Source organism: Geodermatophilus sp. SYSU D00815 (assembly GCF_054050035.1).
Genome location: NZ_JBJGYO010000046.1, coordinates 1 through 15321 on the forward strand (window position 1 = coordinate 1; position 15321 = coordinate 15321).

A 15321-nucleotide genomic window follows, 5' to 3' on the forward strand; every position below is an offset into this window, starting at 1 on the left:
TGCCAGGCCAAACAGTGGCGCGGCCTGGCCACCCGCTACGACAAGCACGCCCGCAACTACGCCGGCGCGCTCCACCTCGCCGCGCTACTCACGTGGATTCCATGATCCGCCAGACACTCCCTAGCCGCCGTCCGCCTGCCGCTCGCGCAGGCGGACGGCGACGAGCGCGACGTCGTCCTCGGCGCGCTCCTCGGGCAGCAGGCGGGCCAGCAGCGCGTCGCTGAGCTCGTCCACCGGGCGCGCGCGCAGGTCGGACAGGGCCCGCTGCAGCCGGGTGATGCCGTCGTCGAACACCTGGTCGCGGCGCTCGACCAGCCCGTCGGTGTAGAGCAGCACCGTCGTGCCCGGCTCGAGCACGTCCTCGCGGTCGCGGCGGCGCGCCCCGGGGTCGACGCCGAGCATCAGCCCGGTGCCGTCGAGCAGCTGCTGCGCCCCGTCCGGCCCGATCACCACCGGCGGGAGGTGGCCGGCGCTGGACCAGCGCAGCAGGGTTCGGCCGTCGTCGCCGGCCGGGGACAGCCGCCCCACCAGCACGGTGGCCATCGCCCCCAGCTGCAGGCCCTCGATCGCGGCGTCGAGCCGGTCGAGGACCGCCGCGGGGCCGGCCGCGCTGTCGTAGGCGATGCCGCGGAGCAGCCCGCGCAGCTGCGCCATCGTCGCCGCCGCCTCGGTGTCGTGGCCGGCGACGTCGCCGATGACGAGCACGGTGGAGCCGTCGGGCTGGGAGAAGACGTCGTACCAGTCGCCGCCGACCTGCGCCTCGCGGGCGGCGGGGACGTAGCGCACGGCCACCTGCAGGTGCTCGGGCTGCGGCGGGTCGGTGAGCAGGCTGCGCTGCAGGCTCTCGGCGGCCCGCACGATGCTGCGCGAGCGGGCGTAGAGGGCCTCGAGCAGGTGGGTGCGCAGCTCGGTCGCCTCGGCGATCTCCTGGCCGGTCCACGGCTCGGAGCGGCCGCGCACCGTCTCCCGCCACCGCTCGAACGACCGGCGCGGGGAGAGCCGGACCTCGTCGCCCTCCCGCAGCGCGATCGCCTTGTTGTGCGGGTCGCCGCCCCAGTCGACGTGCCGCACCTGCTCGCCGCGGAACCAGACGACGTGCTGCCCCTCCGGCAGCGGCAGGGCGAGCACCCCGCACGCGGTGTCCAGCGGCGCCCCGAGCTCGGGGGCCACCTGGGCCAGCGCGTCGGTGGTGACGACGTCGGCGCCGCGGGTGGCCGCCCAGTCGGCGACCGCCTCGGCCAGCCCCTCGGGCAGCGGGGCGCCGCGGGTCCCGGAGTGCCCCTGCAGCCGGACGGCGACGCCGTCGGCGGGCAGCAGGTCGAGCAGGTCGGGCTCGCCGAGCAGCGTGTCGGCCAGCGGGCGGTCCTCGTCGAGGGTGGCCGCGGTGAGCCAGGCCAGCGTGGAGCGCACCTGCAGCGCCCGCTGCGTCTCCTCCTCCTGCGCCCGGTCGACCAGCCGCAGCGACAGGGTCGAGCCGAGGAACTCCGCCGCCGCCCGGGTGGCGTACGGCGGGGCGTGCGGGCCGTCGTAGTGGTGGCAGGCGATCAGGCCCCACAACCTGTCGTCGCGCAGCAGCGAGATCGACATCGAGGCGCGCACGCCCATGTTCCTGAGGTACTCGAGGTGGATCGGCGAGACGCTGCGCAGCGTCGAGAACGTGAGGTCCAGCGGCCGGCCGTTGCCGGGGTGCTCGGTCGGGACCAGCCGCGCCGGCGCGTAGTCGACGTCGGAGATCAGCCGGATCCAGTTCTTCTCGTACAGCGCCCGCGCCTGCGCCGGGATGTCGCTGGCCGGGTAGTGCAGGCCGAGGAAGGAGTTGAGGTGCTCGGCCCTGGCCTCGGCGACGACCTCGCCGTTGTAGTCGGCGTCGTAGCGGTAGACCATCACCCGGTCGAACCCGGTGAGGGAGCGCACCGCCTGGGCGGTGATGTCGTAGAGCTCCTGCAGCGTGCTGGCCCGGTTGAGCGCGCCGACCGTGCCTCGCACGGCCTGGTAGGTGTTCGGGAAGGAGAACGGCCGCGGCCCCCGGGCCGGCTCCAGCTCGACGACCAGGCTGGTGACGGCGTCGGCGCCGCCCCCGCCGACCGGCGAGGAGGGCTGCCCGGGCAGCGGCGCGTCGCCGGGTGTGATCAGCGCGCGGTGCAGGATCGCGTCGACCGGCACCGGGCTGCCGTCGACGTCGAGGGTCAGCTCCACCGGGTTGCGCTCGCGCAGGTCGCCGAAGGCGCTCGCCGACCGGGCCACCAGGTCGGCGCAGGCCACGCCGAGGACGTCGGCCAGCGGTCGGCCCAGCGCGTCCCCCGGCGCGACGCCGGTCAGCGACGCCAGGTTCTCCGAGACCTGCTGGACGACCAGGTGCGGTTCGCTGACCGCGAGCAGGACGCCGCGGGGCTGGATGCTGCCCGGGACGTGGATCGGCTCCCGCTCGCAGTTGGTGAGGTCGACCGGCGTGCCGGGGGCGAGCCACTCGACCTCCGGCACCTGCCCGCTCACGCCGCCACCGGCTCGCACCAGTCGGCGAGGGCCCGGAAGGTGGTGGCCGCGGCGGCGACGACGCGGTCGGGGTCCTCGGCGCGCTCGCGGGTGAACCGCCGGAAGGCGTGCCACATCGCGCCGGTGTCGGCGCCGTAGGGCGAGAACGCGCCGATCCGGACGCCGAGGCCGGGCAGCGCGGCGAGGTGGCGGTCGATGAACGTGCCGCCGAGCGTGGACCCCTCGAGCACGTACATGCGGCCCAGCGCGTCGTCGGTCCCGTCGACCGGGGGCAGCTCGGGCAGCTCGGCGGCCGCCTGCGCGCCGAGCGCGGCGAGGTCGGCGGCGAAGAGGTCGGACCGGCGGCGCCGGGGCCACTCGAGCGCCGCGGCGTCGGCCGGCGAGCGCTGGGCCCAGTCGTCGAGCCCGGCCTCCGCCGCCCGCCAGAACGCGTGCAGGCGGGCGAGGACGTCGGCCAGCCGCGCCCGGTCCAGCGCAGGGCTCATCAGGTCGAGCGCCGACTCGACCTGCTCGTGCTCGTGCGCGGTCGCCGTGCGCAGGGTCCGCAGGACGTCGGCGCCGTGGCGAGGCAGCGCCTCTCCTCCTGCAGCCATCGGCGGCAAGTTTAGGTGAGCAACGAATCGCGCGCCTCGCCCTGGCAGGCGACCCCCGGCATGCCTAGCGTCGGGGGAGGACGTCGTCTCTCCCGCGGAGGTGGCCGGTGCTGGTGCAGAGAGCGCTGCTCGCGGCCTCGCGGCGGCCGGCGCTGCGACGCCTCGTCCTGCGCACGCCCGCGACCCGGCGGGTGGTCGACCGCTTCGTGGCGGGGGAGACGCTGGACCAGGCGCTGGCCGCCGTCCGGGCGCTGGCCGCCGACCGGATCATGGTCACCCTCGACCACCTGGGCGAGGACGTGCCCGACCCGCCCGCGGCCAAGCGCTCCCGCGACGCCTACCTGGCCGCGCTCGACGGGCTGGCCGGGCTGGGGCTGGGGCCGGCGGCCGAGGTGTCGGTGAAGCTGTCGGCCTTCGGCCAGGCGCTGCCGGGCGGGCGGGACCTGGCGCTGGAGCTGGTGCGGCCGGTCGTCGCCGCGGCCTCGGCGATGGGCACCACGGTCACCCTCGACATGGAGGAGTCGACGACCGTCGACTCCACGCTCGCGGTCCTCGCCGAGCTGCGCCGCGAGCACCCCGGGACCGGCGCCGTGCTGCAGGCGATGCTCCGCCGCACCGAGGACGACGCCCGCGCCCTGGCCACGGCCGGCTCCCGGGTGCGGCTGGTCAAGGGCGCCTACCGGGAGCCGCCGGAGGTGGCGTTCCAGAGCCGGCGCGAGGTCGACGCCGCCTACGCCCGCTGCCTCGGCGTGCTCGTGCGCGGCCCCGGCTACCCGATGGTGGGCTCGCACGACCCGCGCATGCTGGACCTCGCCCGGCGGCTGGCCGCCGAGCACGGCCGCGGCGCCGACTCGTGGGAGGTGCAGATGCTCTACGGCATCCGCCCCGACGAGCAGCGCCGGCTCGCCGCGTCCGGGGTGCGCGTGCGCGCCTACGTGCCCTACGGCGTCGACTGGTACGGCTACTTCATGCGCCGGCTGGCCGAGCGCCCCGCGAACCTCCGCTTCTTCCTGCGCTCCCTCGCGACGAAAGGCTGAGACCCGCCATGGACGCCGTCACCCGCGTACCCCCACCACGCAACGAGCCCGTGCTCGGCTACGCCCCCGGCTCGCCCGAGCGAGCGGCGCTGGAGCTGCGGCTGGCCGAGCTGGCCGACGCCCCCTTCGAGCTGACCGCCACGATCGGTGGGCAGGAGCGGATGCCCGGCGGGCCCGAGTTCGCCGTCGTCCAGCCCCACCGGCACGCCGCCGTCCTCGGCCGGTCGGCGCACGCCACCCACGCCGACGCCGAGGACGCGGTCCTCGCCGCCGCCGAGGCGGCCCCGGCCTGGCGGTCCCTCTCGTTCGACGACCGGGCCGCGGTGTTCCTCAAGGCCGCCGACCTGCTCGCCGGGCCGTGGCGGCAGACCCTGAACGCCGCGACGATGCTCGGCCAGAGCAAGACCGCCTACCAGGCCGAGATCGACAGCGCCTGCGAGCTGATCGACTTCTGGCGCTGGAACGTCCACTTCGCGCGGCAGGTGCTCGAGGAGCAGCCGGTGTCCTCGCCCGGCGTGTGGAACCGGGTGGACCACCGCCCGCTCGAGGGCTTCGTCTACGCGATCACCCCGTTCAACTTCACCGCGATCGCCGGCAACCTGCCCACGGCGCCGGCCCTCATGGGCAACACCGTGATCTGGAAGCCGTCGCCGACGCAGCAGCTGGCGGCGCACTTCACCCTGCGGCTGCTGGAGGAGGCCGGGCTGCCGCCGGGGGTGATCAACATGCTGCCCGGCGACGGGATCGCCGTCTCCGACGTCGTGCTCGCCGACCGCGGCCTGGCGGGCATCCACTTCACCGGGTCGACGGCGACGTTCCAGCACCTGTGGCGCACCGTCGGGGAGAACATCTCCTCCTACCGCGCCTACCCGCGGATCGTGGGGGAGACCGGCGGCAAGGACTTCGTCGTCGCGCACCCCTCGGCCGACGTCGACGTGCTGCGCACCGCGCTGATCCGCGGCGCCTTCGAGTACCAGGGGCAGAAGTGCTCGGCGGCGTCGCGGGCGTACGTGCCGCGCAGCGTCTGGGCCCGGCTGCGCGACGACCTGGTGGGCGAGACCGAGGCGCTGCCCATGGGCGACGTCACCGACTTCGCGAACTTCCTCGGCGCGGTCATCGACCGGCGCTCGTTCGACAAGCTCGCGCGGGTGCTCGACGCGGCCAAGAACGACCCGGCGCTGACCGTGGTCGCCGGCGGGACCGTCGACGACAGCGAGGGCTTCTTCGTGCGGCCGACGATCGTCGAGGGCACCGACCCCGGGCACGAGGTGTTCACCACCGAGTACTTCGGCCCGGTGCTGGCCGTGCACGTCTACGACGACGACCGGTACGAGGCGGTGCTCGCGCAGATGGAGTCGGTGGCGCCCTACGCGCTCACCGGGTCGGTGATCGCGCAGGACCGGGCCGCCATCGCGCACGCCGAGCGGTTCCTGCGCTTCGCCGCCGGCAACTTCTACGTCAACGACAAGCCCACCGGCGCCGTCGTCGGGCAGCAGCCGTTCGGCGGCGGGCGGGCGTCGGGCACCAACGACAAGGCCGGCGCGGCGCAGAACCTGCTGCGCTGGACCTCCACCCGCTCGATCAAGGAGACGTTCGTCCCGCCGACCGACCACCGCTACCCGCACATGGGCTGATCGGAGCGCCACGGGCGCGTTCTCCGCGCCGTGGCACTCCGTCAGGGCCAGCGGACGAGGCCGTCGTCGCCGACGACGGCGCCGTCGGCGGGGCGGTGGCCGGCGGAGCGCCCGTCGGGCATCAGGTGGGTCACCGGCACCCCTCGCCCGAGGACGGCGACGTCGGCGACCAGCCGCCGGTGGCAGCGCCACCAGACGCTCTCGCTGCACATGACCGCCACCGCGGCGCCGGCCGCCTCGCCGAGCACCTCGTCCAGCGCCGCGGCGAACTCCGGGGTGCGGGTGTGCGCGGCGTACGCGGCGAAGGCGGCGTCGGTCCACCAGCCGTCGGCAACCGGCTCGCCCCGGGGCAGCCGGCGGCGGCCGCCGAGCCGCTCCTCCCAGCGGTAGCCGACTCCGGCCTGCGGCAGCCACTCCGCCAGCGCCTCCCGGCGGACGTCGGGGTTGCTCCGGCTGCCCGGGAAGCGCCGCACGTCGACGACCAGGTCGACGCCGGCCGCGACGAGCCGCTCGCCGAGGCGGGCGCGGGCGTCCGGGCCGTGGCCGATGGTGAGCAGGGGCACCGCCCCTGCATACCGTGTGCCCCGTGACCGGGACGGGGACGCGGACGTCGCTGTGGCGCTCGCCGGCGCTGCGGGCGCTGATCGCGGCGACGGCCCTGGGCTTCCTCAGCTTCTGCCTGACGCTGGCCTCGCTGCCCGCCTACGCCGTCACGGGCGGGGCGTCGGTCACCTCCGCCGGCGTGGTCACGACGGTCTTCCTGCTGGTGACCATCGCGCTGCAGATGGCGGTGCCCGCGCTCACCGCGCGCTTCGGTCTCGGGCCGGTGCTGGGCGCCGGGCTGGTGGCGCTCGGGGCGCCGGCACCGCTCTACGCGGCGGGCGACTCGCTGGCCTGGCTGGCCGGCATCTCGGCGGTCCGCGGGGCCGGCTTCGCGGTGCTCACCGTGCTCGGCTCGACCCTCGCCGGGCTCCTCGTGCCCCCGGAACGGCGCGGGGAGTCCATCGGGCTGTACGGCCTGGCCATCGCCGTGCCGCAGCTGATCGCGGTCCCCCTGGGGGTGGCGCTGGTGCTGGGCGGGCACGCCGGCTGGCTGGCCTGGCTGGCCGCCGCCCCCGTGCTGGCCCTGCCGCTCGTGCCGCGGCTGGTGCGGGCGGCACCGGCCCCGGCGCGCGCGGCCGGCTCGCCGGGCGCCGCCCGCCGGGCGGTCCTGGTCCCCTCGCTTCTGCTGTTCGCGGTCACCGCGGCCGGGGGAGCGGTGGTCACCTTCCTGCCCATCGAGCGCCCGGACGCGCTGATCGCCACCGGCGCCCTGCTGCTGATGAACCTCACCGCCGCCGTCAGCCGCTGGCGCGCCGGGCTGCTGGCCGACCGGATCGGGACCCGCGGGCTGCTGCCCGTGTCGGTGCTGGCCTCGGCCGTCGGCCTCCTCGTCCTGGCCCTCGGGGTGGAGCAGGGGACGGCGACGGTGCTGGCCGGCGCCGCGGTCTTCGGGCTCGGCTACGGCGCGGCGCAGAACCTCACGCTGCTGGCGGCGTTCCGGCGGGCCGGCGACGACGGCGCGACCACGGCGAGCGCCTTCTGGAACGCCGCGTTCGACGGCGGCACCGGCGTCGGTGCGCTGCTGCCGGGTCTCGTCGCCGCCTGGGTCGGGCTGCCGTGGACCTACGCGCTGCTCGGCGCCGTGCTGGTGGCCGGCCTGCCGCTGGCCCGCGCCGCCACCCGCGGCACCTAGCCCGGCTCGGGGAGCGGCCGCCCGGCTCGGGGAGACGGCCGCCCGGCTCGGGGAGCGGCCGCCCGGCTCAACCCGCCGCGCGGTCCACCGCGGCGCGCAGCGACCGGAGGAACAGCACCTCCTCGGCGGAGCGCCGCAGCCACACCCGCAGCCCGTCGGGGTCGTCGCGGTTGGCGTCGCGCACCTGGCCGAGCCGCAGCTGGCGGGTGCTGGCCTGGGCGCGCTGGGCCGGCGGCAGCGAGCGGCCCAGGGCCCGGGCGACGGCGGTCAGCCCGGCGCCGACGAAGACCAGCTCGCGGACCTCGGTCAGGCCGGCGAGCAGCTCGTCGGCGGCGGGGTCCTCGGCGGACAGCAGGCGCAGGTACTCGTCGGCGCGGGCGCGGCCGGCCTCGGCGGGGGAGGAGCTCACCCCGTCCACTGTGCCAGCGCCGCTCAGCCGGGCGCCGGGGCCGCCGACTGCCGCACGACCAGCTCGGTGGCCAGCTCGACGTGGTGGGAGGCGATCGCCTCGCCGTCGGCGAGCTGCATCGCCGTCCGCAGGGCCACCTGGCCCATCTCCTGCAGCGGCTGGCGCACCGTGGTCAGGGCGGGTGAGGACAGCCGGGCGACCGCCGTGTCGTCGAAGCCCACCACGCTGAGGTCCTCCGGGATGCGCAGCCCCCGCGCGCGGGCCGCCTCGAGCACGCCCACGGCCGTCTCGTCGCTGCCGGCGAAGACCGCGGTGGGCGGCTCGGGGAGGTCGAGCAGCGCCCCGCCCTGGGCCAGCCCGTCGGCGTGCAGGAACCCGCCGAACCGCACGTACTCGGGCGGCACGGCCGCCCCCGCGGCGTCCATCGCCGCCCGGTAGCCGTGGAGGCGGGCCTGGTTGCACGCCGAGGTGACCGGACCGCCGACGTAGGCGATCCGGCGGTGCCCGAGCCCGAGCAGGTGCTGGGTGGCCGAGAGGCCGCCGGTGAAGTTGGTCGACCCGACGCTGGGGACGTCGGCGTGCGGCAGGTTCACCGGGTCGATGACGACCAGCGGCAGCCGGGCCCGCGAGAGCGCCGTCAGGTCGGCGGAGGTCAGCTCGTCGACGACGGCGATGACCGCCCGCCGCCCGGCCGCGGCCAGCTCGCCGGCCCACGCCGCCGGCCGGCCGGTCTCCGACCGGCGCTGCCCCGGCCTGCGCATGCTCACGACCACCGCGACCCCCATGATCCCGGCGGCGTCGAGCACGCCCTGCAGCACCTCGGTGGAGTAGGCGTTGAGGTCGCCGGCGTACACCAGCTCGACCGTGGGCCGCACCGTCGGCACCGCCCGGCGCACCGCGTCGGCGCCGCGGCCGACGTAGTCGTACTCGGCCAGCAGACTCTGCACGAGCCCGCGGGTGGCCGGTGCGACGTCGCTGCGGCCATTGAGCACCTTGGACACGGTCGCCACCGAGACGCCCGCGGCGGCGGCGACCGTGGCGAGCGTCGCCCGCCCCTCCCGGGCCGTGGTCACGGGCGGGCCCGCACGGTCACCGGCGTGACCAGCCGCCGGTCGGCGCCCACCTCCCGCACCGGTCCGGTCAGCCGCACCGTCGCGCGGCACGGCAGCGACGCCGAGGAGGTGCCGACGAGCACCTCCACGTCCCCGGGCTCGACGATGCGGCGCAGGTCCCGGCCCGAGAAGGCGGTGCGGTCGGCGTGCACCTCGAACTCCACGTCGACGGCCTCGCCCGGGGCGAGGGAGACGCGGCGGAACCCGGTCAGCTGCTTCACCGGGCGGACCACCGAGGCGACGACGTCCGACAGGTACAGCTGGACGACCTCGTCCCCGGCCCGCTCGCCGGTGTTGCGCAGCCGCACCGACGCGGTGAACGCGCCGTCGGTGGGCACCTCGGCGGCGCTCAGCCGCAGGTCGTCGACCTCGAAGGTGGTGTACGAGGCGCCGTGGCCGAACGGGAAGAGCGGGGTGGAGTCGACGCTGCTGATGCCGGCGCTCTCCGCGCCCCCCAGCGGCGGCTGGAGGTAGGTGCCCGGCTGGCCGCCGGGGCGGCGCGGGACCTGCACCGGCAGCTTGCCGCCGGGGCAGACCCGGCCCGACAGGACGCCGGCCACCGCCGCCCCGCCCTCCTCTCCGGGCATGAACGCCTGCACCAGCCCGGCGGCCCGGCCGTGCACCTCGCCCAGCGCGTACGGGCGGCCGGAGACCACGACCACCACCACCGGCGTGCCGGAGTCCAGCAGCGCGGCGAGCAGGTCGGCCTGCACCCCCGGCAGCCGCAGGTCGTCGGCGTCGCAGCCCTCGCCGGAGGTGCCGTGGCCGAACAGCCCGGCGAGGTCACCGACGACGGCGACGCACAGGTCGGCGCCGCGGGCGGCCTCGACCGCCGCGGCGAACCCGGACCGGTCCTCGGCCTGCACCGGGCAGCCCTGCTCGTGCACGACCTCGACGTCCGCGAGCTCCTCGCGCAGCGCCTGCAGGACGCTCGGCACCTCGATGCCGAGACCCGAGCCGGGGTGGCGGGGGAGCACGTGGTTGGGGAAGGCGTAGCAGCCCATCATGGTGCGGGCCTCGTCGGCGCACGGCCCCACGACGGCGACCCGGCGCAGCGGCGGGCGGTCGGCGCCGAGCAGCGGCAGCGCGGTCCCGGCGTCGAGGAGCACCACCGAGCGCTCGGCGATCTCGCGGGCCAGCGCCCGGTTGCCGGGGGAGTCCAGCTCCACGGCGTCGGCCCCGGCGACCGATCCCTCCGGGGTCCAGCCCGGGTCGAGCAGGCCCAGCTCGACCTTCTGGGTGAGCGCCCGGCGCGCGGCGCGGTCGACCAGCTCCTCCGGCACCGCGCCCCGGCGGACCTGCTCGACCAGCCCGGCCCCGTAGCCGAGGGTGTCGGGCAGCTCGACGTCGATGCCCGCGGCCAGGGCCAGCGCGCCGGCCCCCGCGGCGTCGCCGGCGACGCGGTGCATGGTGGCGAGGAAGGGCACGGCCCAGTAGTCGGAGACCACGGTGCCGCGGAACCCCCAGTCGTCGCGCAGCACCTCGGTGAGCAGCCAGGGGTCGGCGCCGGCCGGGACGCCGTCGACGTCGGAGTAGGAGTTCATCACCGAGCCGACGCCACCGAGGGTCACCGCGGCCTCGAACGGGGGGAGCACGACGTCGAGCAGCTCGCGGCGGCCCATGGAGACCGGACCGTGGTTGCGCCCGGCGCGGGAGGCCGAGTACCCGGCGAAGTGCTTGAGGGTGGCCAGGACGCCGGAGCTCTGCAGCCCGCGCACGTACGCGGTGCCCAGCACCGACACCAGGTGCGGGTCCTCGCCCATGGTCTCCTCGACCCGACCCCACCGGTAGTCGCGGACGACGTCGAGGACGGGGGAGAGGCCCTGGTGCACGCCGAGGGCGGCCATGTCCCGGCCGATCGCGGCGGCCATGCGCTCCACCAGGTCGGGGTCGAAGGTGGCGCCCCAGGCGATCGCGGCCGGGTAGACCGTCGCGCGGAAGGCGGTGAAGCCGGTCAGGCACTCCTCGTGGACCAGGGCGGGGATGCCCAGCCGCGAGTTGGCGAGGACGACGTGCTGCTGGCGGACCAGCTCCGCCGCGCCCTCGGCCGCGGTGACCGGGGCGCTGCCGTAGACGCGGGTGAGGTGGCCCAGGCCGTGCCGGCTCGCCTCCTCCAGCGGGGTGGTGCCGGAGGCGGCGAAGACGTCCTGCATGGGGGCGACGTTGAGCACCTCCCCCTCGACGTCGGGTGTCGGCTCGTCCTGCATGTCGTTGCCGACCCACCGGCTGCCGAGCTGCGCCACCTTCTCCTCGAGCGTCATCCGCGCGAGCAGCAGCTCGACCCGGTCGGCCACCGGGAGGGTCGTGTCGTGCCACGGGGCGACCTGGGCGGTGGTGTCAGGGTGGTCCGTGGCCGTCACGGTGGCTCCTCCGAATGTCTCAGTTCGATAACTTTCGATTTTTCGGGCACGAAACTGCCCTTTCGGAGGGCAGAGCGGAGGGAATCGCCGCAGGCACGAGCCACGAAGTGCCACCTACTGTGGCCTAGTGTGAGCGATAGCACAACACCCCGTTGACATCGCTCTCCCCGAAAAGTAGCGTCCGCGCCGCAATCCTCTTCGAGTGGTGGTGCTCACAGTAGTACGGCTGTGGGAGCGCTTCCACCACTCCCGGACCTCAACGCACGACGAAGGCGACGATCCGCCGCGGCGCACCGCAGCCGCGGCCTCTGGACAACGGAGACCAGCGTGGATTTCGGACAATTCTCCCTCTCCCGGCGGAACTTCCTCGGCCTGTCGGCGGCCACCGCCGGCGCGCTGGCGCTCAGCGCCTGCGGCAGCTCCGGGCCCGGCCAGGCCAGCGAGGGCGGTGGCACCTACTGGTTCCTCAGCGGCCAGCCGCAGGAGGACATCCGCCAGGGCGCCGTCGACCGCTTCAACGACGCCAACCCCGACACCCAGATCACGTCGACGACGTTCCAGAACGACGCGTACAAGACGCGCATCCGGACGGCGCTCGGCGCCGGCGAGGGCCCGACCATCATCTGGGGCTGGGGCGGCGGCGGCCTCAAGAGCTGGGTCGACGCCGGCCAGGTCGAGGACCTCACGTCCTGGTTCGACGAGAACGCCGACGTCCGCGACCGGCTGTTCCCGTCGTCGTTCGGCCCGGCGACCATCGACGGCAAGATCTACGCGATGCCGGCCGAGACCGTGCAGCCGATCGTGCTCTTCTACAACAAGCGCCTCTTCGAGCAGGTCGGCGCCGAGCCCCCGCAGACCTGGGGCGACATCATGGACCTCGTCCCCCGGTTCAACCAGGCGGGCATCGCGCCGTTCTCCCTGGCCGGGCAGTCGCGGTGGACCAACATGATGTGGCTGGAGTTCGCCTTCGACCGGGTCGGCGGCTCGGAGGTCTTCCAGGCCGTCTTCGACGGCGAGCCGGACGCCTGGAGCAACCCGGCGGCCATCCAGGGGCTGACCATGGTCCAGGACCTGATCCGGGCCAACGGGTTCATCGACGGCTTCGCCTCGATCGTGGCCGACCAGAACGCCGACCAGGCCCTGCTCTACACCGACAAGGCCGCGATGATGCTCCACGGCTCGTGGACCTACGCGAGCATGAAGACCGACGGCGGCGACTTCGTGACCGGCGGCAACCTCGGCTGGATGAACTTCCCGCCGGTCGACGGCGGGGCCGGCGACCCGAGCAACACGGTGGGCAACCCGGGCCAGTACCTGTCGATCAACGCGGCGGCCTCGGAGGAGCAGAAGGACCTCGCCAAGAAGTTCTTCGCCGAGGGCGTGCTGCAGGACGAAGAGGTCGGCGAGTGGATCGCCACCGGTGGCGTGCCGATCGTCAACGGCTCCGACAGCCAGCTCAGCGAGAGCGAGGACGCCGAGTTCCTCGGCTTCGTCTACGACACGGCGAGCAACGCCAACGTCTTCGCCCAGTCGTGGGACCAGGCGCTCTCGCCCACGGCCGCGGAGACCCTGCTGGACAACATCTCCGGCCTGTTCCAGCTGAGCGTCTCGCCGCAGCAGTTCGCCGACAACATGAACGCGGTCATCGGCAAGTGACCGTCATCGCACCACCCGCCGTGCCGGCGACGCGGACCCCGCGGTCCGCGTCGTCGGTCGGCGGCTCCGGCCGGGTGGGTTGGCTGGTGCTGCCGGCGTTGCTCATGTTCGTGGGCTTCGGCGTCGTCCCCCTGCTGGGGGTCCTCGGCCTGAGCTTCACCACCTGGGACGGCCTCGGTGCGATCGTGCCCAGCGGGTTCGACAGCTGGACGGCGGTGCTCACCGACCCCGGCCTGCCGCACGCGCTGTGGGTCACCTTCGAGATCATGGCGCTGTCCTGGCTGTTCCAGACGCCGCTGTCCATCCTGATCGGCGTCTTCCTGGCCGGTCGCCAGCGGTACCGCGAGTTCCTGGCGGTGCTGTTCTTCGTCCCGCTGCTGCTGTCCGCGGCCGCCATCGCCATCACCTACAAGGCCCTCCTCGACCCCAACTTCGGGCTCGGCGCGGGGCTGGGCGTGCCGCTGCTGCAGCAGGACTGGCTCGGCAAGGGCGGTCTGGCGCTCGGCGTCGTCGTCTTCGTCGTGTCCTGGCAGTTCATCCCGTTCCACACGCTGATCTACCAGGGCGCGGTGCGGCAGATCCCGCAGTCGATGTACGAGGCGGCGCAGCTCGACGGCGCCGGCCGGGTGCGGCAGTTCTTCAGCATCACGCTGCCGCAGCTGAAGTACACGATCATCACGTCGTCCACGCTCATGGTCGTCGGGTCGCTGACCTTCTTCGACCTGATCTGGGTGCTCACCGGGGGCGGCCCCGGCGACGCGACGCGGTCGCTGGCCCTGGAGATGTACCGGACCGGGTTCCAGGCGAGCCTCATGGGCCCGGCCAGCGCGATCGCCGTCGTCCTCGTCCTCCTCGGCCTCGCCATCGCCCTGCTGCTGCGGCGGCTCGGCGGGCGCGGCGACGAGAGCCAGCTGGAAGGAGCCTGACGATGGCGACGGTCATGGCACCGGAGACCGGCGGGGCTCCGGAGATCGCCGACCGCCCCCGCGCGCGCGGCGGCCGCGCGGGCTCGGGGAGCACGGAGCGGCGCAACTGGCTCGGCGGCGGGTTCGCCTGGCTGTGGCTGCTCGTCGTGATCGTGCCGATCTACTGGATCGTCGTCACGAGCTTCAAGACGCGGGCCAACTACTTCACGAGCAACCCGTTCCTGCCGGCCTCGCCGACGCTGGAGAACTACCAGTTCGTCATCGAGGCCGACTTCGCCCGGTACTTCGTCAACAGCGTGATCGTCACGCTGGGGGCCACGATCCCGGCGGTGGCCATCTCGTTCATGGCCGCCTACGCGATCGTGCGCGGCACCGGCCGCCGGTTCCTGCGGTGGAGCAACTCGCTGTTCCTCATGGGGCTGGCCATCCCGCTGCAGGCGGTGATCATCCCGATCTACCTGATCATCATCCGGCTGCAGATGTACGACACCCTGCTGGCGATCATCCTGCCGTCGATCGCCTTCGCCATCCCGCTGTCGGTGCTGGTGCTGGGCAACTTCATCCGCGACGTCCCGCGCGAGCTGTTCGAGTCGATGCGCATGGACGGCGCGGGGGAGTGGACCATGCTCTGGCGCCTGGCCTTCCCGCTGACCAAGCCCGCGCTGGTGACGGTGGGCATCTACCAGGGCCTGACGGTGTGGAACAACTTCCTGCTGCCGCTGATCGTCATCCAGAGCCCCTCCGAGCGGCCGCTGCCGCTGGCGCTGGCGAACTTCCAGGGGCAGTACGGGGTCAACGTGCCGGCCGTCGCGGCGTCGGTCGTCCTCACGACCCTGCCCATCGTCGTCCTCTACGCGCTGGGCCGGCGCCAGCTGCTCAGCGGCCTCACCGCCGGCTTCGGCAAGTGACACCCTCCCCCCGCCTCCCCGAGGAGTCCCCGTGAACCTGGGTCCGGTCGAGATCGGCCTGATCGTCCTGGCCGTCCTGCTGCTGTTCGGCTACAAGAAGCTGCCCGACGCCTCGCGCGCCCTCGGCCGGTCGCTGCGGATCTTCAAGGGCGAGATGCGGGGCATGAAGGACGACGACCGCACGCCCGCCGCCGGTCCGGTGGTGGTCGGCGAGATCGTCGACGGAGCCACCGAGGCGCGGGCGCGGGCGGAGGCCGCCCGCGCCTCGGTCCCCGACCCCCGCCGCTGACCGGGGCACGGGGGCGGGGGAGTGGCCGTGCGGCGGCGCCGGGCGCCGCGGGACCCGGCCGCGACGATGACGCTGATCGCGCACCTCAAGGAGCTGCGCAACCGCATCGCCAAGGCGCTGCTCGCGCTGCTGGTCGGCACGGCCGTGGCGTTCTGGTGGTACTCGCACG

General features: G+C 74.7%; 13 protein-coding genes. 7 read left to right on the forward strand and 6 right to left on the reverse strand.

The features are described 5' to 3' along the window. Positions 1-120: 120 nt before the first annotated feature. Entirely contained in the window at positions 121-2493 is a 2373-nt protein-coding gene (locus tag ACI78S_RS24375) for a SpoIIE family protein phosphatase (protein ID WP_456977570.1), read from the reverse strand. Then, positions 2490-3086, reverse strand: coding sequence for a biliverdin-producing heme oxygenase (locus ACI78S_RS24380; protein ID WP_456977571.1), 597 nt, complete (start codon positions 3084-3086; stop codon positions 2490-2492). Before ACI78S_RS24380 ends, ACI78S_RS24375 begins: the two co-directional genes overlap by 4 nt. A 107-nt stretch (positions 3087-3193) precedes the next feature. Between ACI78S_RS24380 and ACI78S_RS24385 the strand changes: the two genes are divergently transcribed. Both ACI78S_RS24385 and pruA read left to right on the forward strand, forming a co-directional pair. Next, complete coding sequence (locus ACI78S_RS24385; protein ID WP_456977572.1) at positions 3194-4123, forward strand: proline dehydrogenase family protein; 930 nt, start codon at positions 3194-3196, stop codon at positions 4121-4123. A gap of 8 nt (positions 4124-4131) precedes the next feature. Continuing rightward, on the forward strand, positions 4132-5757 hold the full coding sequence (pruA, locus tag ACI78S_RS24390; RefSeq protein WP_456977573.1) for an L-glutamate gamma-semialdehyde dehydrogenase: 1626 nt from the start codon (positions 4132-4134) through the stop codon (positions 5755-5757). 41 nt (positions 5758-5798) lie between these two features. Here pruA and ACI78S_RS24395 read toward each other — a convergent pair whose 3' ends face one another. Continuing rightward, on the reverse strand, positions 5799-6320 hold the full coding sequence (locus ACI78S_RS24395; protein ID WP_456977574.1) for a DUF488 domain-containing protein: 522 nt from the start codon (positions 6318-6320) through the stop codon (positions 5799-5801). A gap of 23 nt (positions 6321-6343) precedes the next feature. Here ACI78S_RS24395 and ACI78S_RS24400 point away from each other — a divergent pair, with 23 nt between their 5' ends. Continuing rightward, complete coding sequence (locus ACI78S_RS24400; protein ID WP_456977575.1) at positions 6344-7492, forward strand: MFS transporter; 1149 nt, start codon at positions 6344-6346, stop codon at positions 7490-7492. A 67-nt stretch (positions 7493-7559) separates the two neighbouring features. Here ACI78S_RS24400 and ACI78S_RS24405 read toward each other — a convergent pair whose 3' ends face one another. From ACI78S_RS24405 to ACI78S_RS24415, 3 genes are read right to left on the reverse strand one after another with little or no spacing between them, the layout of a single operon-like run. Further along, a complete protein-coding gene (locus tag ACI78S_RS24405) occupies positions 7560-7901 on the reverse strand; it encodes a hypothetical protein (RefSeq protein WP_456977576.1) in 342 nt (113 codons plus the stop codon). Positions 7902-7924: 23 nt separating this feature from the next. Next, complete coding sequence (locus tag ACI78S_RS24410) at positions 7925-8974, reverse strand: substrate-binding domain-containing protein (RefSeq protein WP_456977577.1); 1050 nt, start codon at positions 8972-8974, stop codon at positions 7925-7927. Continuing rightward, entirely contained in the window at positions 8971-11373 is a 2403-nt protein-coding gene (locus tag ACI78S_RS24415; RefSeq protein WP_456977578.1) for a beta-xylosidase/alpha-l-arabinosidase, read from the reverse strand. The genes ACI78S_RS24410 and ACI78S_RS24415 overlap by 4 nt, the downstream gene beginning before the upstream one ends. A 327-nt stretch (positions 11374-11700) precedes the next feature. Here ACI78S_RS24415 and ACI78S_RS24420 point away from each other — a divergent pair, with 327 nt between their 5' ends. The 4 genes from ACI78S_RS24420 to tatA are packed head-to-tail and all read left to right on the forward strand — an operon-like array spanning position 11701 to position 15152. Beyond that, positions 11701-13029: a substrate-binding domain-containing protein gene (locus ACI78S_RS24420; RefSeq protein ID WP_456977579.1), complete on the forward strand. Its 1329-nt coding sequence runs from the start codon at positions 11701-11703 to the stop codon at positions 13027-13029. After that, a complete protein-coding gene (locus ACI78S_RS24425; RefSeq protein ID WP_456977580.1) occupies positions 13026-13955 on the forward strand; it encodes a carbohydrate ABC transporter permease in 930 nt (309 codons plus the stop codon). The genes ACI78S_RS24420 and ACI78S_RS24425 overlap by 4 nt, the downstream gene beginning before the upstream one ends. 2 nt (positions 13956-13957) lie before the next feature. Further along, positions 13958-14863: a carbohydrate ABC transporter permease gene (locus ACI78S_RS24430; protein ID WP_456977581.1), complete on the forward strand. Its 906-nt coding sequence runs from the start codon at positions 13958-13960 to the stop codon at positions 14861-14863. Positions 14864-14894: 31 nt separating this feature from the next. Continuing rightward, positions 14895-15152: a Sec-independent protein translocase subunit TatA gene (gene tatA / locus ACI78S_RS24435; protein ID WP_456977582.1), complete on the forward strand. Its 258-nt coding sequence runs from the start codon at positions 14895-14897 to the stop codon at positions 15150-15152. Positions 15153-15321: the final 169 nt, after the last annotated feature.

Bases quoted from the DNA above. Each gene is read 5' to 3' on its own strand.
- ACI78S_RS24380 (WP_456977571.1), bottom strand. From the start codon at position 3,086: ATGGCTGCAGGAGGAGAGGCGCTGCCTCGCCACGGCGCCGACGTCCTG.
- pruA (WP_456977573.1), top strand. From the start codon at position 4,132: ATGGACGCCGTCACCCGCGTACCCCCACCACGCAACGAGCCCGTGCTC.
- ACI78S_RS24430 (WP_456977581.1), top strand. From the start codon at position 13,958: ATGGCGACGGTCATGGCACCGGAGACCGGCGGGGCTCCGGAGATCGCC.